Below are 22666 nucleotides of genomic sequence, written 5' to 3'. Positions count from 1 at the left end.
CCCGCACTTGGGAGCCACTATTGTGCCGTCCTGATGTCAGCGTCGGGAATGACCCTTGGCGATGGTCGAGCTGGCGATCGACACCGGGTCGCTTGCCGGAAAAGTATCCTCGAGTCCTTCGTCGAGTTGCTCTTCCATCGCATCGCGATCATGCGCCCGGCGCGCGTTCGGCAGGGTGCCGCGACGCCCCCCTGCCTGGTCGCCGGCGGCCGCGACCGTTTCGTCGGCCGCAATGGCCGCATGCAGAATTTCCTTTGCCTTCGCGATCGCGTTCAGCCGGTTAAGGGATCCGGCCTTGTCCTGGGGACACATCACTGTCACCACCTCATCGCCGTCGCCTATGAATTCGACGGTGAACCCTGAGCGACCGGCTCTTTCGGCAGTGACCTGCAGGCCGACGATGCGCATCGGACCTCTCCTTCCTTGGGCTGTCCCGAAGGGCCGAGGCCGCGTTGGCCGTCTCGGCCGTGGCGGGAACGAAATCGGGGTGTGTTTTCAAGGAAGCGTCGAGGCCGGGTTTTGTTCCGACCGTGGGCAAATTTACGGGCCGTTAAAGGGCGCCTGGAAACCCTGAGGAACGCACGGGGCTCGCCGGCAAGTCGTTGGTCGTATCCGCGGCCTGGAACGCCGCCCCGCCGCCCGGCTTCTTCGTGCAGCTCGCAAAGGCATCAAGGCCCGGCTTGTAGACCTTGGTCTCGACATTCATCATGCCGAGCACGGTATGAAACAGGTTGTCGTGGGATTTCGGCTGCGCCGTATCCTTGGCGAGGCACGCCGTATCGACACCCATTGCCGCCTGGTAGGGCTTCGAGAACCACGCGATAAACGGCACCTGCGTCTGTTCGCGCGGGGCGATGGCATAGGGCGCGCCGTGCAGATAGATGCCGTTCTCGCCGAGCGACTCGCCGTGATCGGACATATAGATCATCGCGCCGGCGATCTGGTCCTGATGCTTTTCCAGCAACCGGGCGACACTCGCCACCACGTAGTCGGTGTAGAGGATCGTGTTGTCATAGGCGTTCGTGATTTCTTCAACCGAACACTTCATCAGTTCGGGCGTGCGGCAATCGGGCGTGAAACGCCGGAACTTCTCGGGATAGCGCAGGTAATAGGACGGTCCGTGGCTGCCGAGTTGGTGGAGCACGATCACGCTGTTCTTCTTGGTCGCCGAGAGCTTCTTGTCGAGCTCGCCGAGGAAGATCTCGTCCAGGCATTCCCCGTTCTTGCAGAGCGGGCTGTTCTTCTGGTCGGTCATGCTGGCGAAGTTGATGAGGTCGGCAATGCCCTTGCTTCCGGTGTTGTTGTCCCACCAGGTGGTCGAAACGCCGGCGCGCGTCAGCACGTTCATGAGGTTTTCCGTCGAGCGCGCCTTCCAGTCGCTGTACTCATCACGCGGGTAGACGGAGAACATGCAGGGGAGCGACGTTGCCGTCGCCGTGCCGCAGCTCGTGGTGTCGGTGTAGTTGACGACGCCCAGAGCCTTGAGTTCCGGATTGGTCTCGCGCCCATAGCCGTTCAGCGAGAAGTTCATCGCGCGCGCGGTTTCGCCGGCAACGACGACGACAACGACGGGCTTGCCGGCAGCGGCAATCCGCGCACCCTGTCGGGCATCGGTTGCGAGTGGCTGCACGACGATGTTGCGCTGCTTATAGGTCGAGGATGCATATCGCACGGCAGCCGAAACCGGCCCCGTCGGGTTGAACCGCTTCATCAGGTCCTTGTGTTCGCGGATCACGTAGGCGACGTTTGCAAAGTTCGCGTAGACCAGACCCCCGCTGACGAGGAGGCAGGGAATGATCACCGCCAGGTTGACCGCAGCATTCGACAGGAAGGGCCGGTAGCGGAGCTTGAACCAGATCACCAGCAGCGACGGAAGTACCCCGTAAAGCAGCAGATGCGTCGCCAGACTGCCGGTCAGGAGGTGGCTGGCTTCGGCCTGCGTCGTCACCGCCGCGTTGCCGATCATGTCCTTGTCGATGATGACGCCGAAAGTATCGATGAAGTAGGAGGCGGCGGCCGATACCATGATCAGGAAGATCATCACCGGCTTCATCACATATTTGACGGAGGCCAGCGTCAGGCCTGCGAAGGTCAGCAGACACAGAGCCGCGCTGAAAGACAGACGCGCCGTGAGGGAATCGTCGAAATAGGCGACCGTGTGTGTCCAGAAGGATTTGTTGGTGGCAAGGAGCAGATAGGCACTGACAAGAGCGCTGAGCGCAATACTGCCGATTTCGGGGCGGCGAATACCTGAAAATCTCAAAACTGTAGTCTCCTGCGGTGACTGCAAGAGCGCCTGGGAAGGGCGTTGCAGGCACGGGCATTCAATCGAGATGGAGGCCGCGTGGCGGCCACCTGCTAGGTTGCAGCCTCCCCCTCAGCCGTTGAGATACGACGGACAAGCTGTCCAAACCCCGTCAAGATTGCTCATTGTTGCGCCGATACGCGCGCTGGTAGGTGTCGCGCAGGCAGTTGGCAGTCCCGGCGAAAGCCCATATGGTCGGCGGTGGCCCTGTAATATCGAGACGAATCAATGCGCCTGCTCCTGGTCGAAGACAGTCCGCGACTGGTTGAACTGGTCGGTGAAACCATGCGGGATGCGGGCTGGCGCCTCGATGCGGTTTCAAGCGTGGCCGATGCCGAAACGGCGATCGCGGCGCGCGAGCATGACCTGGTGCTGCTTGACCTCGGGCTGCCCGATGGCGACGGCCTGTCGCTGCTTCGCCGCGTCCGCCTGGAGTATCCCGGGCTGCCGGTGCTGATCATCACGGCCAAGGGCTCTGTCGACGAGCGCATCGCCGGGCTCGACGCCGGGGCCGACGACTATCTCGTAAAACCGTTCCACCATCGCGAACTGCTTTCGCGCTGTCGCGCGATGCTGCGGCGCAATCCCCAGGCCGTACAGCCGGTACTGGAAGCTGGGACATTGCGCTACGACCCGGCAACCGCCGACCTCACCTGCGACGGCACGGTGGTGCCCTTGCCGCCGCGCGAGCGGTCGTTGATCGAGATCCTGATGCGCGAGGTCGGTCGCGTCGTGCCGAAGCGAAAACTTGAGACGGCCCTTTCGGAATATGGCCAGGAAGTCACGCCCAATGCCCTGGAACTGGCTGTTTCAAGGGTGCGCAAACGCCTGCAGCCGCTCGATACCGGCGTTCAGATCGAGACGGTGCGCGGCATCGGCTACCTCCTCAGGCAAGCTCCATGAGGAGCCGAAACCCTTCCCTGATCGGTATCGTAGCCCGCCGCATCATCGCCTTTTCGCTGCTGGCCATGGCGATCCAGATCGGCGTCGTCTTCGCCGACTACTGGTTCGACGACGACAAGCTGAGCGTGCTCATGCTGCAGCAGGAAACCGAAAACCTGATCGAGTATGTCCAGGTGCGCGACGGCGTGGCGCGTTACGAGCCCAATCGCGACGTGCGCGAACGCTATCTCGACCGGTCCGACGACAACGGCGCGATTTTCCTGCGTATCCGCACTGCGTCCGGTGAGATGATCCATTCGAACTGCACGGCCGAATGTGCCCAACACTTCCTGCCGCTCAACGTCGACGCGCCGCAATTCTGGAAACGCCTCATCGCGCCGGGCAAACCTTTCAGCGTTGCCGGCGGCCAGACTTTCGATCGGGGCGGCCTGGTCGTCCTGGTCGAACTCGCGATCCTCAACGATCCGAACGGCTTCATGTACGGCGCCTTGCTGCACGAGATGTTCGATTCGATGATCGTGCCGATGACGCTAATGTTCTGTCTCGTGATCGGCGCGACGATCTGGTCGGTGCGCAGCGCCTTGCGGCCGGTCGCCATGGCCGCGCAGGCCGCCGACGCCCTCGACCCGCGCGACAGCAATGCGCGCCTGCCGTTGACGCGAATGCCGCAGGAAATCGCCCGTCTCGTCACCGCAGTCAATCGGATGCTGACCCGGGTTGCCGATCTCATCCAGTCGCAAAAGCTGTTCTCGTCGTCGATCGCCCATGAAATCCGCACGCCGGTGTCGATCGCCAAGATGGAACTGAGCCGCATCGACGACCCGCGGGCGCGCAATGCGGAGCGCGACCTGGACGCACTCACCCATATTCTGGAGCAGTTGACCTCGCTCGCGCGCGCCGATGCCGTCGATCCCTCCGCCTACCAGCGCACCAGCCTGTCTCAGATCGGCGCCGCCGTTGCGGAGGCGATTGCACCTTTCGTCTTCGACCACGACAAGTCCCTCGAATTCGTAGACGAAGGCACGCCACAGATAACCGCCATTCCGGCGCTCGTCGAAAACATGCTGCGCAACCTCATCGAGAACGCCGTCAAGCACAACCCGCCGGGGACCCGGATCGTCCTGACCTGTGGCCCCGGCCCGGTCGTCTGTGTCGAGGATGACGGCAAGGGGCTGATCGACCTCCCGGAGCACAACGAAGACCTTGGCTATGTAAAAAGCTCCGGGCAGCTCGGCCTCGGCCTGAAGATCGTGCGGCGCATCAGCGAATTGCACCAGGCAACCGTCGCGGTCGATACGACGCCTGGCCGTGGCACCCGGTTCTCGATCGATTTTTCCGCCGCCCTGTCGGGCTGACGAGCCCGACGATAGGGACAGCACGCGCCCGCGCGTGCATCGCACATTTTTTAGGCGCGATGCATATATTTCAATCCAACGCCGGTTTTTGGATGCGGATTTCATGCCCAATGCTGCGCCATGTGCTAATGGCGTGCCCAAGTCCGTACCTCCCCTCCCGAGAGGCTCCATGTCGAAGGCCCGCGCGTACATCAAGCGTTTCATCCCATCGCTCGTTCCGATCAGCCATCTGGAACGCCTGCGTGCGTCTTTGGGCGCGCTTCTTGGCATCCTGCTTACCGGCTTGATCAGCAGCTATGCCCTCGGGGCGGGCGCCAGCCTGCCGCTGCTGATCGCGCCAATGGGCGCCTCGGCCGTCCTTCTCTTTGCCGCCCCGGCTAGCCCGCTCGCCCAACCCTGGTCGATCGTCGGCGGCAACACCATCTCTTCGCTGATCGGCGTGACCGCGGCGTTGCTGATCCCGGATCCGGTCGTCGCAGCCGCAGTCGCCGTCGGGCTCGCAATCGCGATCATGCTGCTGCTCGGCTGCCTTCATCCGCCGAGCGGGGCGGTTGCGCTGACCGCCGTGCTCGGTGGCCCGGCGATCCACGAGGCGGGCTACTGGTTCGTCCTGTCGCCGGTCGCCATCAATTCGGTCGTCATCCTCTTGATCGCGCTGGCGTTCAACAACGTGACCGGTCGCCGCTACCCGCATCTTGCGCAGGCGCCGACGCTGCATGGAACGAGCGACCCCGCGCCGACGCACAGGCTCGGCATCGTCCCCGAAGACCTGCAGGCCGTTCTCGCCCAATATGGTGAAGTGGTCGACGTCAGTCCCGAAGAGCTCGACGCGTTGATCCACCAGGCGCAGATCCGCGCCTTCAACCGCCGCTCCGGCGAAATCACCTGCGCCGAGATCATGTCGCGCGACGTCGCCACGGCCACGCCCGAGACGACCTTGCGCCAGGCCTGGCAGACCCTGATCAAGCATCACATCAAGGCGCTACCGGTCGTGACTGAAAAGGACGGCCTCGTCGGTATCGTCACGCAAACCGATTTCATGAAACACGCAATGCTCACATCGCAGGGCGGCATCCGCCAGCGGCTCGGAAACGTTATCGGCTTCGGGCCGAAAACACCACGGCTCGTATCCGACATCATGACCCGTAAGGTGCAATCCGCCCTACCGGAAACCATGATCGCCAAACTCGTGCCGCCGATGTCCGACATGGGGCTGCACCATATGCCCGTGGTCGATCCGGATAACCGGCTGCTCGGCGTCGTCACCCAATCGGATCTCATCGCCGCCCTCTTTCAGCGCCGCCTCGAACGGGGCGAAGAGCGCGACGTCGCTTAGGCCAAAAGTTTCACCGGAGGTTCCTCGCCCGCAAAATAGAGTGCCACAGCAAAACCGCTGTGCACCTTTGTACGACTTGCTTTCTGCAACACGACCTCATCGATTCAAGGCATGTCGTCATCCGTCGCGTAAATTCATTCGATTGACTTATTCATTGGAATGATGTAATTTCAGTATGTCATGAAAAAAGAAACCTCGCCCCGCCCGACCAAGCAGGACCGCGGAGATGTCACCCGCGAGAAACTGCTGACCAGTTCCATCGACGTCTTTGGCCGCTACGGCTTTGACGGCGCAACCACTCGCATGCTCGCCGAAACGGCAGGCGTGAACCTCCAGGCAATCCCCTATTACTTCGGCGGCAAGGAAGGCCTCTACGTCGCCGCTGCGGAGCACCTTGCCTCGATCATCATCGACCACGTCGCAGACCTTCGAAACGCGGTTCTTGCTCGCCTTGCCCACCTCGACAGCCAAGGCCAGCCGTTGGAACCCCGGGAGGCCCGCGACATGCTCACCCAGCTGGCGCAGCACATGGTCGCCCTCTTCGTGAGCCGTCAGTCCGAAAGCTGGGCGCGCTTCATCATCCGCGAACAGATGGAGCCGACGGAAGCCTTTGAGCGCGTCTATTCCAACGTCATGGGCCCGATGATCGGCATGGCCGGCAGGCTGGTTGCCACCATCCTTGGCGAGCCTCCTCAATCGGAACAGGTCCGGCTGAAAACCCTGTCCTTCGTCGGCAGCATCCTGGTCTTCCGCATGGCCCACGCAGCCGTGCTTCGGCAGATGAAATGGCAGGCGGTCGGTCCTGACGAGCTCGACCTCTTGCGCCGACATGCTGCCGAGCTGGTCGCGGCCATTGGAAGCAAGCGGGAGGACCGGTCATGAACAAGCCGGCAGTAGCCCTTGTATTGCTTGCCGGCGCCGCGGCCAGTGCCTGGTGGTTCGACGTGCCGCAGCGGCTCGGCTGGATCGGCACGGAGCAGACCTCGGTGCTCTACGGCAATGTCGACATTCGGCAGGTTTCACTCGGCTTCCGCGTCAGCGGCCGCATCGCAAGCCTTGGCGTCGACGAAGGAGACGTGGTCAAGCCCGGGGACGTTCTGGCGACGCTGGACGCCGTCCCGTTCGAGCAGGCGGTCGCCGCGGCGCAGGCCGATCTCGGTGCGCTCAGGGCCAACCTTGCAAAGCTGAGGGCGGGGGCACGCCCGACCGAGATCGCCCAGGCGCGCGCGACCCATGAGGAACGTCTGGCCGATCTCGAAAACGCCAATCTCGCTTATGAACGCGCCCGGCAATTGCGCCCGAACGGCACCATCTCCCAGGCCAATCTCGACGAGGCGAATGCCAACAGGGCGGCAGCCGCAGCGCGCGCCACCTCCGCCCGCGAGGCCTTGGCGCTCATCGAAGAGGGAAGCCGGATCGAGGATATTGAAGCCGCCCAGGCGCAGGTGCTTGCCGCCGAAGCCAAGCTCGAAAGCGCCCGCACCTCGCTTGCCGATACCCAACTGTTCGCGCCGAGCGCCGGCACGGTCCTGTCACGGGTGCGCGAGGCTGGTGCCATCGTCGCGCCTTCCGACACCGTCTACGTCGTCTCGCTGAACGAACCCGTCTGGGTGCGCGCCTATGTGGCGGAACCGGACCTTGGCCGGGTGCATCCCGGCATGGCCGTCGAGGTCACGTCCGACAGCGCCCCGGACCACCGCTACAAGGCGACGGTCGGGTTCATTTCACCGGTCGCCGAATTCACGCCCAAGTCGGTGGAAACGCCGGAACTGCGCACCGATCTCGTTTATCGCCTGCGCATCGTTGTCGACAAGCCGGGCCCCGATCTCCGGCAGGGCATGCCCGTGACCGTGCATCTGCCGGAAAAGGCTGGAGCCGCGCAATGAGCGACGAGGTGCCGTTCGTTCGCATCGCGGATGTGGTCAAGCGCTTCGGCGATGCCCCGCCGGCGCTCGACCATATCGCTGGCGAAATCTTGGGCGGGCGGATCACCGGGCTCGTCGGCCCCGATGGCGCCGGAAAGACCACGCTGATCCGCCTGATGACCGGGCTGATGGTGCCGGACGAAGGCAAGGTCGAGGTTCTCGGTTTCGATACGGTGGCGAATGCTGCCGATATCCAGGCGGCCATCGGCTACATGCCGCAACGCTTCGGCCTCTATGAGGACCTTTCCGTTCAGGAAAACCTCAATCTCTACGCCGATCTGCGCGGCCTGCCGCTTGGCGAGCGCGCAGCGACCTTCGACGAACTGCTCGAATTTACCGACCTCAAGCGTTTCACCACCCGCCTTGCCGGCAAGCTCTCCGGCGGCATGAAGCAGAAGCTTGGCCTTGCCTGCGCCCTGCTGCGCAAGCCGAGGCTGCTTCTCCTCGACGAACCGGGCGTCGGCGTCGACCCGATCTCGCGCCGAGATCTCTGGAAGATGGTCGAAAACCTGACGAAGGAGGGCATCGGCGTCGTCTGGTCCACGGCCTATCTGGACGAGGCAGAGGCCTGCGACAGCGTTTTGCTCTTGAACGAAGGCAAGCTCCTGTTCACGGGTAGTCCCGCCGAATTGACCGCCAGGGTCGCCGAGCGCGTCTTCAAGGTATCCGGCATTACCCATGGGCGGCGCCAGAAGCTCGCAAGCTATCTCGACGACGACGATGTCGTCGACGGGGTCATCCAGGGCGAAGCGATCCGCCTGGTCATGAAGCCAGGGACCAAACCGCCATCCCCGGGCGGACATTCGTCCGCATCGAGCGTGGCGACCACCACGCCACGTTTCGAGGATGCGTTCATCGACATGTTGGGCGGCGGTCCCGGCGGCCGCTCCAAGCTCGCGGAAACCCAGACCCCCTTCCCGACCGACGGCGAACGGCCGGTCATCGAAGCGCGAGGACTGACGAAACGCTTCGGCGATTTCACCGCCGCGGATGCGATCACCTTCGACATACCACGCGGCCAGATCTTCGGGCTCTTAGGCCCGAACGGCGCCGGCAAATCCACGACCTTCAAGATGTTGTGCGGGCTGTTGAAGCCCACGGCCGGCGAAGGCCGCGTCGCCGGTTTCGATCTACGGCGAGACGCAGCGGAAGCACGCAACCGGCTGGGCTACATGGCGCAAAAATTCTCGCTCTACGGCGATTTGAGCGTCGGCCAGAACCTCAGCTTCTTTGCGGGCGTCTACGGTCTTGCCGGCGCGCGCAAACGCGAACGCATCCAGTTGATGACGGAAATCTTCGGCTTCGCCCGCCTGCTCGACATGTCGGCGAAAGATCTGCCGCTCGGCCTCAAGCAGCGTCTGGCACTCGCCTGCGCCGTATTGCACGAACCGGAAGCGCTGTTTCTCGACGAACCGACCTCCGGCGTCGACCCCATCACCCGGCGCGAATTCTGGACCCACATCAACGGCCTTGTCGAAAAGGGCGTCACCGTACTCGTCACCACCCACTTCATGGACGAAGCCGAATATTGCGACCGCATTTCGCTGATTTATCGCGGCCGGTCGATCGCGCTCGGCTCACCGGACGAATTGAAGGCGCAGGTCGCCAGCCCCGAGCTTCCGGACCCGACCATGGAGGATGCCTTCATCGCTCTGGTTCAAGGCTCGGAGGAGAAGGAGGCCGCATGAGCGCGCGCGCCGCAACGACCGAGGGCCGGGCCACGAGAGCCAGACGCTTTGCCGCGTTGGTGCGCAAGGAAAGCTATCAGATCGTTCGCGACCCGAGCAGCATCCTGATCGCCTTCGTGCTGCCGATGATCCTGTTGTTTCTCTTCGGCTATGGTGTTTCGCTCGACACGACGCAGACCCGCATCGGCCTCGTCGTCGAAGAAGAGGCCCCGCTGACGCGCGATCTCGCTGCGGGATTTCAGGCCTCGCGTTATTTCACGGTGGCGGTCGGTCGGGACCGCCGCGAGTTCGAGGAAGACCTAGTGCTTGGCCGGGTCCGCGGCATCGTTGTAATCCCCAAGAGCTTCGTGGCCGACTACTCGGCCGGTCGGCACCCCGCCTTGCAGGTGCTCGTCGATGGCTCCGATCCCAACACCGCGAACTTCGTCCAGAACTATGCGCAGGCGACCGTAGCCAATTGGGAGCGCCAGCGGTTGAGCGACAGCGCCGGCCGGCCGCCGGCGATCTCGGCCGAGCAGCGCTTCTGGTTCAACCCGGAGCTGACCAGCCGGAACTTCCTGGTGCCGGGCTCGATCGCCATCGTCATGACGCTGGTCGGGACGCTGCTCACCTCGCTCGTCGTTGCACGTGAATGGGAGCGCGGCACGATGGAGGCGATGATGGCGACGCCGGTTTCGGCAGCCGAACTCCTTGCCGGCAAGCTGCTGCCCTATTTTATTCTCGGGCTCACCTCGATGACGCTCTGCGTCCTCCTTGCCGTCTTCCTCTTCGGCGTTCCTTTTCGCGGCTCGGTCGCAGCGCTCTACGCGCTGTCAGCGACTTTCCTGATGCCGGCGCTCGGTCAGGGCCTGTTGATTTCTGCGGCGACCAAGAACCAGTTCCTCGCCTCGCAGCTCGCGCTGATTTCGGCGTTTCTTCCGGCCTTCCTGCTTTCGGGATTTCTCTTCGAGATCAATTCGATGCCGACGGTCATCCAGTGGATCACCTTTATCGTGCCGGCGCGCTATCTGATCCCGAGCCTGCAGACGGTGTTTCTGGCTGGCGACATCTGGCCGATGTTCGGCAAGTCCATTGCCGCCATGCTCCTGATCGGCAGCGTGTTCTTCGCGCTCGCCGCCCGCAGTACCCGCAAGAGGATCGGCTGACATGTGGTGGACGAGACTGAAGGCCCTGATCGTCAAGGAGTTGCTGGCGGTGCTGCGCGACCCCAAGGGGCGCACCGTGCTGATCGTACCGCCGATCCTGCAGCTTCTGGTGTTCTCCTACGCTGCGACGCTGGAGGTCACGAATGTCGACGTGCTGGTGCTGAACCGCGACAACGGCCACTGGAGCCAGGATCTGATCGAGGGGATCGACGGCTCGCCAACCTTCCGAAGCATCCGCTTCACCGACAGTCAGCAGGAGGTGCGCCTGGCGATCGACACCCAGCAGGTCATTGCGGCGATCGAAATCGGCCCCACCTTCTCGCGCGATATCGAGGCCGGCCGGCCGGCGGAGGTGCAGGTCATCCTCGACGGCCGCCGCTCCAATGCGTCGCAGATCGTCTCCGGTTATCTCGGCCGTATCGTCGGCACGCTTGCCGCCGAGACGCCCACCGGCAAGCGCATGGCATCGGGGGCGGTCACCGTCGTTGCCCGCAACTGGTTCAATCCAAACCTTACCTACCAGTGGTTCATGGTTCCGAACCTCGTCGCCAGCATCGCATTGTTGATCGGTCTTATTGTCACGGCGCTATCGATCGCGCGCGAACGGGAGCTCGGCACTTTCGATCAACTGATGGTCTCGCCGCTTCGAACCCACGAGATCCTGATCGGCAAGCTGATCCCGCCGATGATGATCGGCCTCTTCCACATCAGCATTTACATCCTGGCGGCCGTCTTCATCTTCGGCGTGCCGCTGCGCGGCTCGCTGCTTTTGCTCTACGGCAGCGCGGTGTTCTACCTCGCCTCCGTCGTCGGCCTCGGCCTGTTCATTTCTGCCCTGTCGATGACGCAGCAGCAGGCGATCCTCGGCGCGTTCCTGTTCATGGTGCCGGCGATGCTGCTTTCGGGTTTCGCCACGCCGATCGAGAACATGCCCTCCTGGCTGCAGCCGATCACCTATGTCAATCCGCTGCGCTACTTCCTCGTGATCGTGAAGGGCGTGTTCCTCAAGGACATTCCGGCGGTCGAGGTGGCGCGACAGACGATCCCATTGTTTCTGATCGCCATCGTCACCCTCTCGGCCGCCTCCTGGCTCTTCCGTCGCCGGCTGGAGTGATCAATCCTTCAGGAAGCGCGCGATCGCCGCGATTTCATTCTGGCGGATGTCGTGCCCGCCCGAATGCCACTCGATCTCGGTTGCCGCGCCCTGCCCCTGGAAATAGTCCGCGAGCGCCTGGGTCAGCGGCGCCGGGCAGATGGGGTCACGCTCGCCGGCGGTGATCAGGACGCTACGCTCCTTCAGCCCCGCATTGTCCTTCGGGCGGAACGGGATCAAGGGATGCATCAGCACCGCCTTGTCGAAAACACCACCTTCGATCAGCACGTTGGCAAGGATGTTTGCGCCGTTGGAATAACCAAGGCCGATCACCTGAGAAGCCTGATGCTCCGTAGCCAGCGCCTTGACGAAGCGCGTCATCTTTTCGGTGGCGCGAGCAAGGTCGGCCATATCGTAGACACCCTCGCCGGTGCGCTTGAAGAAGCGTGCGGCGCCAAATTCCGAAACGTCGCCTCGTGGCGAAACGATCGTCGCGTCGGGCAGCAACTCGGATGCGAAAGTGAAGAACTGGTTCTCGTCACCGCCGGTCCCGTGGAACACGAAGAAAATCGGCTGGCCGGGCTTTCCGGCCTTCAGCTTGTGAACATAGCCATGATCTACCATTTTTGTCTCCTGGGGCAGGCCTCCGACGGGTCGAAGCCTCGTGCGAACCTGCCTGATTTCAAAGCGTTGACTTCACGGTTTCGACGAAACTGTGAACCGACCTGTGCAAGATCGGGTAGCGAAGGCTCGCCGCGGCGGCGAGCCTTCTTGGCGTCTTAGTCGATCTTCTGCAGGTGACTTTCGAGGATCGGGCGCAGGTGCTTGTGCTGCTGCGGCAGCTTCAGCGCCTCGCCGAGATGGGCGAGGTCCTCGTCCCGGTCGAAGCCAGGCTCGTTTGTCGCGATCTCGAACAGGACGCCGCCCGGCGTGCGGAAATAGATCGCCCAGAAGTAATCGCGGTCGATGACCGGCGTCACCTGATAGCCCGTGTCCATCAGTGCCTTGCGCACCTCGAGTTGCTTTTCGCGGTTATCGACCGCGAAGGCGATGTGGTGCACCGAGCCTGCCCCTTGCGAGGCGCGGCCGATATTCGGCATCGTTTCGAGGTCGATGACGCGGGCATCGTTGCCGCCGGGAACGATTAGACGAGTTACACCATCCTTGCGGTCAAGTTCTTCGTAGCCCATGAACTTCAGAAGTTCCGCCGTCGCACCTTCGTCACGCAGGCGCAGTGCTGCCGAATGGAACCCGCGGATCGCATGATCAGCGGAAATGCCGCCTTCCGTCCAGGGCGTGCGCCCATCGTCCCTGACCTCGACAAGCGCAAAGCCGTCACCATCAGGACCGGCAAAGTTCAGGCGCTTTTCACCGAAGGTTTCTTCATCCTTGAGACCGGTGGCGCCGAGCGTCGCCAGCCGCTCTTTCCAGAAACCGAGCGAACCTTCGGGCACGGAGAAGACGGTGGTTCCGACTTCGCCAGTACCGGCGCGGCCACGCGGCATCTGCGGGAACGGGAAATAGGTCATGACGGTACCAGGCGTGCCGGCTTCGTCGCCGTAATAGAGGTGGTAGACATCCGGCGAGTCGAAGTTGACCGTCTTCTTGACACGGCGCAGGCCGAGCGACTTGGTGAAGAACAGGTTGTTCTCGCGCGCATCGTCCGCCATCGAGGTGACGTGATGCAGACCCTTGATCTGATTGAGCATTGCCGTGATCCTTTCTTCCGGCGCCACCGGGCGCTCCGTTGGGTCTTAGATGCGCCTATCCGCTTCTCGGCGAAAGACGGCCGCAACCAAACGCATTGTCAACAGATCGTTGACGACACCTAAAACTCGTCAACAGAAGCGAGTTGCAGCGGCGACTTGTGAGCCCTCGCCCCGATGCTTAAGATCGGCGGGCGGCATCTGCTGCAACGACGCGAGGAGGGGCGCGCATATCTGTGAAACATCGCTTGGTCCTTGCGTTCCTGCTGTTGCCGCTGCTTGCAGCCATGCTGGCATGGAAAGGCTATGCGGTCACGACCGACAGCTACTTGCGCGAGGCAGGTGCTCAGGCGACCACGGCGCTGCGCCTCGCCGTCACCGCGCTCGACGGCCACCTCAACCGCTACCAGGCGTTGCCGGCACTGATCGCGGATCATGACGATGTCCGCGAGCTCGTCACCCGCCCACGGGACCGGCGACTGCGGGAGGCCGTCGACAGCTACCTCAAGGACATCAACGGCCTGTTGCAGTCCTCGGACATCTACGTGATCACGCCGGATGGCAACACCATCGCCGCCAGCAACTATGACGGGCCGACGAGCTTCGTTGGGCAGAATTTCAGCTACCGGCCCTACTTCCAGGAAGCGCTTCGCGGCGAGCAATCGCGGTTCTATGCACTCGGAACCACGTCGTTGAAACGCGGCTACTTTTTCGGATCCCCGATCCGGGTCGGCAACGAGATCCGCGGCGTCATGGTGTTCAAGGTCGATGTCGAGCGCATCGAAGCGTCCTGGCAGGGCGGCGAGTACAAGATCTTCGTCTCCGACCCGGAAGGCATCGTCTTCATGTCCGGCGATCCGGAATGGCGCTACGCGTCGATCCTGCCGCTGACGTCGGACCGGCTTGCACGAACCGAGGCCTCCAGGCGCTACGCCGATGCGACCGTACATGCCCTTCCCGTGTCGGAGCGCGTTTCGTCCGACCGTCATTTCCTCACCGTCTCGGCCGAAAACTCAAGCCGCGAATACCTTATGCTTTCGCAGCGGATGCCCGACGCCGACTGGACGGTGAATGTGCTGGTCGACACCGCGTCGGTGCGAACACAGGCGCTGACGACTGTTATCGCCGCTCTGCTTCTGCTCTGCCTTGCCGGTCTCGGCGTCGCCATCATTCTCCAGCGGCGCGCGCGGCTCAACGAGCGCCTGTCGATGCAGGCGGAAGCACAGGCCGAGCTGGAACGCCGCGTAGACGAACGCACCGCTGACCTTGCCCGCGTCAACGGCCAGATCGAGGAAGAGATCGCCGAACGGCGGCTGACGGAGAAGCAACTGCGACGGACGCAGGCCGATCTGATCCAGGCCGGAAAACTGGCAGGGCTCGGGCAGATGTCCGCCGCCCTCTCGCACGAATTCAACCAGCCGCTCGCCGCCGCCAAGACCTATGCTGACAGCGCCGCACTGCTGATCGAGCGGGGTCGGTCCGACGAGGCGACGGACAATATCCGCCGCATCTCCGGGCTTGTCGACCGCATGGCGGCGATCAGCAAGCACCTGCGCAATTTCGCCCGCAAACCGAACGAGAAACTCGGGCGGGTCCCGGTCGAGGAAGTGGTGCGCGACACGATGGAGATCGTGTCGGTTCGGCTGAAGGCGGCGGCGGCGACCATCGACATCGATCTCGGCAACGAACCGCTCGTCGTCCGGGCCGGCTCGGTCCGCCTGCAGCAGGTGCTCGTCAACATCATTTCCAATGCCGCCGATGCCGTCGAGGGCCTTGACGACCGCACCATCCGCCTGCGTGCGAAGCAGGAAGACGGCAAAGTCGTGCTGACCGTCAGCGACCGCGGCCCCGGCATTGCGCCGGCGATTGCCGAACGTATCTTCGACCCATTCTTTTCCACAAAGGGCGTCGGCAAGGGGCTGGGCCTTGGCCTTTCGATTTCCTATAACATTATCAAGGATTTCGGCGGAAGCCTTGTCGCCACTAACCTTGCGGAAGGCGGCGCCGAGTTCCGCATCGAACTCGCTGCCGAAAACAGCAATGCCCGGGAGGCCGCCGAATGATCGAGAGCCGGATCCTGCTCGTCGATGACGAAGAGGATGTGCGCCATTCGAGCGCCCAGGCGCTCGAGCTGGCCGGTTTCCGCGTCGATACCTTCTCGGCCGCCGAACACGCGCTCGAATTCATCAGCTACAGTTTTCCTGGCGTGGTGATCAGCGATATCCGCATGCCGGGCATGGACGGCATGACCCTCCTGCAGCGCATCCGCGAAATCGATGCGGAGGTACCGGTCATCCTCGTCACCGGCCATGGCGATGTGCAACTCGCGGTCCGGGCCATGCGCGAAGGCGCCTATGACTTCGTCGAGAAGCCCTTCGCAGCGCAGATGCTCGCCGGCACGATCCGCCGGGCACTGGACTGGCGCGCGCTCGTTCTTGAAAACCGCCGGCTGAAGGCGGTTGCCGGCAAGCGCGACGACATCGAACAGCGGCTGCCCGGTCGAAGCCAGGTCATGGTCGATCTGCGCTACCGCATCCGCGCGCTCGGCGCGGCCGATGCCGATACGTTGATCATCGGCGATACCGGCGTCGGCAAGGAGGTGCTGGCCCGCACGCTGCATGATCTGAGCACCCGCGCCAACAGCCCGTTCATCGCTATCAACTGCGCCGCACTGCCCGAAAACCTGATCGAAAGCGAGCTCTTCGGCCATGAGCCCGGCGCCTTTCCCGGCGCCATCCGTCCGCGCTACGGCAAGTTCGAACATGGTCGCGGCGGTACGATCCTGCTCGACGAGATTGGCTCGATGCCCTTCGACCTCCAGGCTAAGTTTCTGCGGGTGCTGCAGGAACGCGTCATCACCCGGCTCGGATCGAACGAGCAGGTCCCGCTCGACGTCCGTTTCATCGCCACCAGCAAGGTCGATCTCGAAAAGGAAGTCGCCGCCGGGCGCTTCCGGGCGGACCTCCTCTATCGCCTCAACGTCGCGACGCTCCGCGTCCCCTCGCTTGCCCAGCGGCGCGCCGACATTCCGCTGCTCTTTCTGCAACTGGTCAGGGAGTCGGCCGCTCGCTACGGCCGGGATGAGGTGGAGATCTCCCAATCGATGCTGGCCGAAATCGCCGAGCGCGACTGGCCGGGCAACGTGCGCGAGTTGCGCAATGCCGCCGAGCGGCTGGTGCTCGGGCTCGATGCGGCTCCCGACGACAGCGCGCGATCGGAAAACGGCAACCGCCTTGCCGACAAGGTGGCGGCCTATGAAAAAGGCCTCATCGCCAGCGCAATCGCCGCCCATGGCGGCGCGCTGAAGCCGGTCTACGAGACCCTCGGCATCTCGCGCAAGACGCTCTACGAGAAGATGCAGAAGTTCGGGCTCGACAAGAAACTCGTCGCTTCCGATTTCTCCGCAGAGAACGAGACCTGACGTTTCCGAGCCCGCGAACGAAAACGGGGACGCGATCGCTCGCGTCCCCGCTAAATTTTGAAGGCCTGTGCCTGCTCAAACGTTGAAGGCAGCGCCGATCAGCGTCTTGGTATAGGGCTGCTTCGGCGCCTCGAAGATCGCATCGGTCTCGCCTTCCTCGACGATCTTGCCGTTCTTCATGACGATCACGTAGTCCGACATCGCCTTCACCACCGAAAGGTCGTGGCTGATGAAGATGTAGGAGAGCCCGTGTGAGCGCTGCAGGTCGCGCAACAGCTCGATCACCTGCCCCTGGACCGAACGGTCGAGCGCCGACGTCGGCTCATCGAGGATGACGACCTTGGGCTTCAGGATCATGGCACGAGCAATGGCGATGCGCTGGCGCTGGCCGCCCGAGAACTCGTGCGGATAGCGGTTGCGGGAGGCGGGATCGAGCCCCACTTCCTTCAACGCTTCCGACGCCCGGCGGTCGCGGTCGGCGCGGGTGAGCTCGGGCTCGTGCACGTGCAGGCCTTCGGTGATGATTTCGCCGACGGTGCGCCGTGGCGAAAGCGAGCCGTAAGGATCCTGGAAGACGAGCTGCAGGGTGCGCCGCAGCGGCCGCATCTGCCCGCGGTCGAAGCCGGAGATATCCGTCGTGCCGAAGCGGTAGTGGCCGCTGCTCGGCAGGAGCCGAAGAAGCGCGCGGCCGAGCGTCGACTTGCCCGAACCGGACTCGCCGACGACACCGATCGTCTGCCCTTCCTTCAGGCGCAGATTGACGCTGTCGACCGCACGGAAGACGGACTTGCCGCCGCGGAAGAGGCCGCCACCGATCTGGTAATCGACGCAGACGTCGCGACCTTCAAGAATGATCGGCGCACTGTCGGGCGGAGACGCCTTGCGGCCGCTCGGTTCGGCGGCAAGCAGCATCTTCGTATAGTCGGCCTGCGGCCGTTCGAAGATGTCGGCCGTCGTGCCCTTTTCAACCACTTCGCCGCGACGCATCACGGCGACACGGTCGGCGAAGTGTTTGACGATGCCGAGGTCGTGGGTGATCAGCACGATCGCCATGCCGAATCGCTTCTGCAGCGATTTCAGGAGATCGAGGATCTGTGCCTGGATCGTCACGTCGAGCGCCGTCGTCGGCTCGTCCGCAATCAGCAGATCCGGGTCGTTCGCAAGTGCCATCGCGATCATCACGCGCTGGCGCTGGCCGCCCGATAGCTCGTGCGGATAGCTGTCAATGCGGCGCGCCGGTTCCGGAATGCCGACGAGCTCCAGCAGTTCGAGCACGCGCGCCCGCGCCTGCTTGAACGTGCCGCCGCGGTGGTGAACGATCGGCTCGGCGATCTGGCGACCGACCGGATAGAGCGGATCGAGCGAGGTCATCGGCTCCTGGAAGATCATGGTGACCTTCGCGCCGCGGACCTGGTTCAAGGCCTTAGCCGGCAGTCCGACGAGCTCCTGCCCGCGGTAGGTTGCCGAGCCGGTCACGGTGCCGTTCTTGGCAAGCAGACCCATGATGCCCATCATCGTCTGACTCTTGCCGGAGCCGGACTCGCCGACGACCGCGAGCGTTTCGCCGGTGCGCACATCGAGATCGATGCCCTTGACCGCTTCGACCGTGCCATCAGGCGTCGAGAAGTTCACCTTGAGACCGCGAACGGCCAGGATGGTTTCCTTGGTATCTGCCATGTCAGCGATCCTTCGGGTCGAGCGCGTCGCGCAGGCCGTCGCCGACGAAGTTCAGCGAGAACAGCGTCAGGACGAAGAAGATGGCCGGGAAGATCAGAAGCCATGGCGCCGACTGGATGTTGTTTGCGCCTTCCGAGATCAGCGCCCCCCAGCTCGTCAGCGGCGCCTGAACGCCGAGGCCGAGGAAGGAGAGGAAGCTCTCGAGCAGGATCACCTTGGGCACGACGACGGTCACGAAAACGATGACCGGGCCAATCGTGTTGGGGATGATGTGCCGGCGGATGATCTGCCAATCCGTGAGACCGAGCGCCTGCGCGGCGCCGACGAATTCTCGACGTTTCAACGCCAATGTCTGACCGCGCACGATACGGGCCATGTCGAGCCATTCCACTGCCCCGATCACCAGGAAGATCAGGATGAACGAGCGCCCGAAGAACACGACGAGAACGACGACCAGAAACACGAAGGGCAGAGAATACATGATCTCAACCAGACGCATCATGACGTTGTCGACGCGACCGCCGATGTAGCCCGATGTCGCGCCGTAGACCACGCCGATCCCGAGAGACACGAGGCTCGCAAGCAGGCCGACGGCGATCGAGATCTGGCCGCCGAGCATGACGCGAACCAGGAGGTCCCGGCCGTTGGAATCCGTGCCGAAGGGGAAGTATTCCCGGTCGACCTGGCCGGTCACCTTCAGCGTCTTTCCGTCGTTTTCCGTTGCCACCACCTGGGTGTCGCGGAATTCGTTGGCGCGGTCGAAGTAGCGCGTGGCGCGGGAATCGATCGGCTGTTCGGAAGTAATCGTCGCGGTGAAGGTTTCACCCTCGAGATTGAACTCCTTGAGCGTGACGCGTGCCCGTGTGGCGACGCCTTCCATCACGTCCTGAAGCGTCGACGTATCTGGACGCGGCTCCAGGCTCGGGCTGATCGAGACGTAGGACGGAAACACCTGATCGTAGGTGTGCGGGACGAAGAACGGACCGAGGAACGAGAACAGCGCGATAAGCGCCAGCATGAAGCAGCCGGCCATGGCGGCACGGTTGCGCTTGAAGCGCATGGCGGCGAGCTGGAAGAGGCTGCGCCCCTTTGTTTCCGGCGTCGCCGCCGGGGTCTGGGCGATATCAGTCATGGCGAACCCTCGGATCGAGCAGGCCGTAGAGAATGTCGACCAGGAGATTGAAAACGATGACGAAGATGGCAACGAGGATAACTGTGCCCATCACCAGCGTGTAGTCACGGTTGATGGCGCCAAGGACGAAGTAGCGACCGACGCCCGGGATGGTGAAGATCGTCTCAACGACGGCCGAGCCGGTCAGAAGGGCCGCAGCACAGGGCGCGAGATAGGACACGACCGGCAGCATCGCACCACGCATCGCATGGGTAACGACGACCGTTCGCGATGGCAGGCCATAGGCCTTGGCCGTTCGGATATGGTCGGTATGCAGCGCCTCGATCATCGAGCCGCGCGTGAGCCGCGCAAAAACCGCAAGCTGCGGCAGCGCCAGCGCGATCATCGGCAGGATCAGGAAGCGCAGCGATCCATCCCCCCAACCACCGGCCGGCAGCCATGCGAGCACGATCGCAAAGACCAGTGTCAGCACCGGGCCGACGACGAAGTTGGGCACGGTGACCCCTATCGTCGAAAACGACATGATGGTGAAATCGAGGACGCTGTTTTGCCGAAGCGCGGCAATCGTTCCGGCGGTGACGCCGCCGATCAGCGCAATAAGCAACGCGTAGAAGCCGAGTTCCATCGAATAGGGCAGACCCTTGCCGATCAATTCAGCGACGTTGTTGTCCTTGTAGACGTAGCTCGGGCCGAAGTCGCCGGTCACCGCATTGCTGAGATAGTGCGTGTATTGGCGCCAAAGAGGCTGGTCGAGCTGGTACGTCTTCATCAGGTTCGCCATCGTTTGTGGCGGAAGAGGACGCTCGAGGTTGAAGGGGCCACCAGGGGCGAACCGCATCAAGAAAAACGAAATGGTGACGACGATAAACAAGGTCGGCACCGCACTCGCCAATCGGCGAAGGATGAAGGAAATCATGGACGTGCTCCGGAGGCGACGCGCGACCTTATGACCGCGCGTCGTCTCTGTTCGTTATTCGGCGATGCTCAGGAACTTGCTGAGGTGCTCGTTCGGAGCATTGTCCGCCCAGCCCTTGACGCGGCTGGCAACCAGCCACAGGTCGGCCTGGGTCAGAAGCGGAGCGATCGGCTGTTCCTTCATCAGCAGCGCTTCGGCTTCATGCATCAGCTTCGAGCGAGCGGCCGGATCCTGCTCGTCGTAGGACTTCTTCATCAGGCCGTCGAACTCGGCGTTTTCGAAATGGCCGTAGTTGAAGGTCTTGTTGGAGCCGACGCTGAGCGCCAGGAAGTTCTCGGCATCCGCGTAGTCAGCCTGCCAGCCGGCGCGGGCAACGTTGAACTTGCCGCCTTCCTGCAGGTAGGCGTAGTGCGAGGACACGTCGAGGTTCACCAGCGACACCTTGGCGCCGAAGGTGTTCTTCCACATGTCGGCGACAGCCGTTGCGACGCGCTCGTGGTTCGGGTTGGTGTTGTAGCGCAGCTCGATGTCGAGCGGCTTGCCACCTTCGCCGTAGCCGGCTTCCTTCATCAGGGCGATGGCCTTGTCTTCGCGGTCGAGCTGCGACAGCGTGCCGAACTCGGCCTTGGACGGCTCACCGTAGCTCTCGATGCCCGGAGGAACCATCGAATAGGCGGGGAGCTGCGAACCGGCGTAGATTTCCTTGGCGAGGAAGTCGCGGTCGACGGCCATGGAGAGAGCCTGGCGGACGCGAACGTCGCTATAGGGCTCCTGGCGGGTGTCGAAGGCGTAGTAATAGGTCGCAAGCGACGGCGAGACATGGACCTGCTCGCCATAGGACGTGCGCAGACGGTCGATCTGGTCAGCCGAGAAGTTGTAGACGAGGTCCATTTCCTTGGCTTCGAAACGACGAACCGAAGCCGCCTGGTCGTCGATCGGGTAGAAGATGACCTTGTCGAGCTTGACGTTGGCCGCATCCCAGTAGTTGGCGTTCTTGACGACGGTCAGGCTGTCGTTCGGAACGTGGGCCTGCAGCGTGAAGGCGCCGTTCGATACCATGACGCCCGGCTTGACGAAGTCCGCGCCGTTCTTTTCGACGCTGGCCTTGCTGACCGGAAGTGCCGTCTGGTGTGCGAGCAGCTCCAGGAAGAACGGGGTCGGACGCTCGAGCGTGATTTCGACGGTCTTTTCGTCGATCGCCTTGATGCCGAGCTGATCGGTCGGCAGGTCGCCCTTGTTGACCTTTTCGGCGTTCTTGATCGGGAAGAGAATGTTGGCGTAGCCGGCAGCCGTCTTCGGATCTTCGACGCGGCGGAAGGAGAAGACGAAGTCTTCAGCCGTTACCGGCGAACCGTCCGACCACTTTGCATCGGCGCGCAGCTTGAAGGTGTAGACCGTGCCATCGTCCGAAAGCTCCCACGTCTCAGCAACACCGGGGACGATCTTGGCAGAGGCGTCATAGATCGTCAGACCTTCGTAGAGGTCCTTGAGGATGAACGCTTCAATGTTGATCGAGGTGTGGTGCTGGTCGAGCGTCTGCGGCTCACCTGCGTTGCCGCGATGCAGGACAGCTTCGGCAAGTGCCGGGCTTGCTCCGATGAGCAGCGAGCCAATCAGCGCGGCAGCGCGGAGGTTGAGTTTCAGTGATGCCATTTTGTTTCTCTCCTTCCCCTTGTTTTGGGTTTGTGATCGCAGGAGAGAAGTGCAAATCGTTCGCGAACGCAAGGCGGATTCTGCGGCTGTCTGCATCTTTATCTATAGGAGGGGAATCGACCTATCCCATAGGTTGTATTTTGTTTGCGATTCTTTTCGTCGCCTTTGCGACGGGCATATGACGTGAACAGGGCATTTTTGCGAAATCTACTGCAACGTTTTAGGTCCGCGCTTTTTGTCGGCCGGATTGGGCCTCGAATCATCCGCGATGCAAAGTTTGTGAATTTTAGCGGCAGTTTACGTAATCTGCGCAAAGAAAGAGGGGCGTTGCCGCAATCTTCTTGCGAGACGTTCACCTCCTGTCGACAGACTGTTTCCGAGAGGGCATCCACCGCGGTGGTGTAGCAGACA

General features: G+C 62.8%; 17 protein-coding genes and 1 pseudogene. 10 read left to right on the top strand and 8 right to left on the bottom strand.

All coding sequences use genetic code 11. The features are described from left to right. Positions 1 to 36: 36 nt before the first annotated feature. Both IB277_RS34070 and IB277_RS34065 read right to left on the bottom strand, forming a co-directional pair. A complete protein-coding gene (locus IB277_RS34070; RefSeq protein ID WP_192372808.1) occupies positions 37 to 408 on the bottom strand; it encodes a hypothetical protein in 372 nt (123 codons plus the stop codon). 176 nt (positions 409 to 584) lie between these two features. Continuing rightward, positions 585 to 2263, bottom strand: a pseudogene (locus tag IB277_RS34065) (phosphoethanolamine transferase); the annotation flags it as partial. 270 nt (positions 2264 to 2533) lie between these two features. On the opposite strand from IB277_RS34065, the gene IB277_RS34060 reads away from it, so the two are divergent. The 8 genes from IB277_RS34060 to IB277_RS34025 all read left to right on the top strand — a co-directional run bounded on the left by IB277_RS34060 (position 2534) and on the right by IB277_RS34025 (position 11771). Then, on the top strand, positions 2534 to 3208 hold the full coding sequence (locus tag IB277_RS34060) for a response regulator transcription factor (RefSeq protein WP_112772167.1): 675 nt from the start codon (positions 2534 to 2536) through the stop codon (positions 3206 to 3208). After that, entirely contained in the window at positions 3205 to 4563 is a 1359-nt protein-coding gene (locus IB277_RS34055; RefSeq protein ID WP_112772166.1) for a HAMP domain-containing sensor histidine kinase, read from the top strand. The genes IB277_RS34060 and IB277_RS34055 overlap by 4 nt, the downstream gene beginning before the upstream one ends. Before the next feature lie 169 nt (positions 4564 to 4732). Further along, positions 4733 to 5899: an HPP family protein gene (locus IB277_RS34050; protein ID WP_192372806.1), complete on the top strand. Its 1167-nt coding sequence runs from the start codon at positions 4733 to 4735 to the stop codon at positions 5897 to 5899. A gap of 180 nt (positions 5900 to 6079) precedes the next feature. Beyond that, positions 6080 to 6781 (top strand): CerR family C-terminal domain-containing protein, encoded by a 702-nt coding sequence (locus IB277_RS34045; protein ID WP_192372804.1) that lies wholly within the window; start codon positions 6080 to 6082, stop codon positions 6779 to 6781. Next, complete coding sequence (gene hlyD / locus IB277_RS34040) at positions 6778 to 7785, top strand: secretion protein HlyD (protein WP_192372802.1); 1008 nt, start codon at positions 6778 to 6780, stop codon at positions 7783 to 7785. The genes IB277_RS34045 and hlyD overlap by 4 nt, the downstream gene beginning before the upstream one ends. Then, positions 7782 to 9512: an ATP-binding cassette domain-containing protein gene (locus IB277_RS34035; RefSeq protein WP_192372800.1), complete on the top strand. Its 1731-nt coding sequence runs from the start codon at positions 7782 to 7784 to the stop codon at positions 9510 to 9512. The genes hlyD and IB277_RS34035 overlap by 4 nt, the downstream gene beginning before the upstream one ends. Continuing rightward, complete coding sequence (locus IB277_RS34030; RefSeq protein WP_034799624.1) at positions 9509 to 10657, top strand: ABC transporter permease; 1149 nt, start codon at positions 9509 to 9511, stop codon at positions 10655 to 10657. Before IB277_RS34035 ends, IB277_RS34030 begins: the two co-directional genes overlap by 4 nt. A gap of 1 nt (position 10658) precedes the next feature. After that, positions 10659 to 11771, top strand: coding sequence for an ABC transporter permease (locus IB277_RS34025; RefSeq protein WP_192372798.1), 1113 nt, complete (start codon positions 10659 to 10661; stop codon positions 11769 to 11771). Here IB277_RS34025 and IB277_RS34020 read toward each other — a convergent pair whose 3' ends face one another. Next, positions 11772 to 12374 (bottom strand): alpha/beta hydrolase, encoded by a 603-nt coding sequence (locus tag IB277_RS34020; RefSeq protein ID WP_192372796.1) that lies wholly within the window; start codon positions 12372 to 12374, stop codon positions 11772 to 11774. 155 nt (positions 12375 to 12529) lie between these two features. After that, positions 12530 to 13459, bottom strand: coding sequence for a VOC family protein (locus IB277_RS34015; RefSeq protein ID WP_034799621.1), 930 nt, complete (start codon positions 13457 to 13459; stop codon positions 12530 to 12532). Between the two features lie 233 nt (positions 13460 to 13692). Here IB277_RS34015 and IB277_RS34010 point away from each other — a divergent pair, with 233 nt between their 5' ends. Beyond that, a complete protein-coding gene (locus IB277_RS34010) occupies positions 13693 to 15519 on the top strand; it encodes a sensor histidine kinase (protein WP_060601401.1) in 1827 nt (608 codons plus the stop codon). After that, positions 15516 to 16877, top strand: coding sequence for a sigma-54 dependent transcriptional regulator (locus IB277_RS34005; protein WP_060586231.1), 1362 nt, complete (start codon positions 15516 to 15518; stop codon positions 16875 to 16877). Before IB277_RS34010 ends, IB277_RS34005 begins: the two co-directional genes overlap by 4 nt. Before the next feature lie 75 nt (positions 16878 to 16952). Here the strand turns inward: IB277_RS34005 and IB277_RS34000 are convergent, their stop codons facing one another. From IB277_RS34000 to IB277_RS33985, 4 genes are read right to left on the bottom strand one after another with little or no spacing between them, the layout of a single operon-like run. Next, complete coding sequence (locus tag IB277_RS34000; RefSeq protein ID WP_060530325.1) at positions 16953 to 18554, bottom strand: ABC transporter ATP-binding protein; 1602 nt, start codon at positions 18552 to 18554, stop codon at positions 16953 to 16955. Between the two features lies 1 nt (position 18555). Next, a complete protein-coding gene (locus IB277_RS33995) occupies positions 18556 to 19686 on the bottom strand; it encodes an ABC transporter permease (RefSeq protein WP_034799617.1) in 1131 nt (376 codons plus the stop codon). Further along, the gene (gene oppB / locus IB277_RS33990) at positions 19679 to 20602 is read right to left on the bottom strand and encodes an oligopeptide ABC transporter permease OppB (RefSeq protein ID WP_034799616.1); all 924 of its coding nucleotides are present in this window, start codon (positions 20600 to 20602) and stop codon (positions 19679 to 19681) included. The genes IB277_RS33995 and oppB overlap by 8 nt, the downstream gene beginning before the upstream one ends. Before the next feature lie 54 nt (positions 20603 to 20656). Beyond that, a complete protein-coding gene (locus IB277_RS33985) occupies positions 20657 to 22255 on the bottom strand; it encodes a peptide ABC transporter substrate-binding protein (RefSeq protein ID WP_034799615.1) in 1599 nt (532 codons plus the stop codon). Between the last annotated feature and the right edge of the window lie 411 nt (positions 22256 to 22666).

Source organism: Ensifer sp. ENS07 (genome assembly GCF_014852185.1).
GTDB classification, from domain to species: domain Bacteria; phylum Pseudomonadota; class Alphaproteobacteria; order Rhizobiales; family Rhizobiaceae; genus Ensifer; species Ensifer adhaerens.
This window is presented reverse-complemented; position numbering and strand designations above follow the sequence as displayed.

What these genes read in the sequence shown, in the direction of transcription:
- IB277_RS34035 (WP_192372800.1), top strand. Translation starts at nt 7,782, where the DNA reads ATGAGCGACGAGGTGCCGTTCGTTCGCATCGCGGATGTGGTCAAGCGC.
- IB277_RS34020 (WP_192372796.1), bottom strand. Translation starts at nt 12,374, where the DNA reads ATGGTAGATCATGGCTATGTTCACAAGCTGAAGGCCGGAAAGCCCGGC.
- IB277_RS34055 (WP_112772166.1), top strand. Translation starts at nt 3,205, where the DNA reads ATGAGGAGCCGAAACCCTTCCCTGATCGGTATCGTAGCCCGCCGCATC.
- hlyD (WP_192372802.1), top strand. Translation starts at nt 6,778, where the DNA reads ATGAACAAGCCGGCAGTAGCCCTTGTATTGCTTGCCGGCGCCGCGGCC.
- IB277_RS34030 (WP_034799624.1), top strand. Translation starts at nt 9,509, where the DNA reads ATGAGCGCGCGCGCCGCAACGACCGAGGGCCGGGCCACGAGAGCCAGA.
- IB277_RS34070 (WP_192372808.1), bottom strand. Translation starts at nt 408, where the DNA reads ATGCGCATCGTCGGCCTGCAGGTCACTGCCGAAAGAGCCGGTCGCTCA.
- IB277_RS34015 (WP_034799621.1), bottom strand. Translation starts at nt 13,459, where the DNA reads ATGCTCAATCAGATCAAGGGTCTGCATCACGTCACCTCGATGGCGGAC.
- IB277_RS33995 (WP_034799617.1), bottom strand. Translation starts at nt 19,686, where the DNA reads ATGACTGATATCGCCCAGACCCCGGCGGCGACGCCGGAAACAAAGGGG.
- IB277_RS34050 (WP_192372806.1), top strand. Translation starts at nt 4,733, where the DNA reads ATGTCGAAGGCCCGCGCGTACATCAAGCGTTTCATCCCATCGCTCGTT.
- IB277_RS34025 (WP_192372798.1), top strand. Translation starts at nt 10,659, where the DNA reads ATGTGGTGGACGAGACTGAAGGCCCTGATCGTCAAGGAGTTGCTGGCG.
- IB277_RS34000 (WP_060530325.1), bottom strand. Translation starts at nt 18,554, where the DNA reads ATGGCAGATACCAAGGAAACCATCCTGGCCGTTCGCGGTCTCAAGGTG.
- oppB (WP_034799616.1), bottom strand. Translation starts at nt 20,602, where the DNA reads ATGATTTCCTTCATCCTTCGCCGATTGGCGAGTGCGGTGCCGACCTTG.
- IB277_RS33985 (WP_034799615.1), bottom strand. Translation starts at nt 22,255, where the DNA reads ATGGCATCACTGAAACTCAACCTCCGCGCTGCCGCGCTGATTGGCTCG.
- IB277_RS34045 (WP_192372804.1), top strand. Translation starts at nt 6,080, where the DNA reads ATGAAAAAAGAAACCTCGCCCCGCCCGACCAAGCAGGACCGCGGAGAT.
- IB277_RS34005 (WP_060586231.1), top strand. Translation starts at nt 15,516, where the DNA reads ATGATCGAGAGCCGGATCCTGCTCGTCGATGACGAAGAGGATGTGCGC.
- IB277_RS34060 (WP_112772167.1), top strand. Translation starts at nt 2,534, where the DNA reads ATGCGCCTGCTCCTGGTCGAAGACAGTCCGCGACTGGTTGAACTGGTC.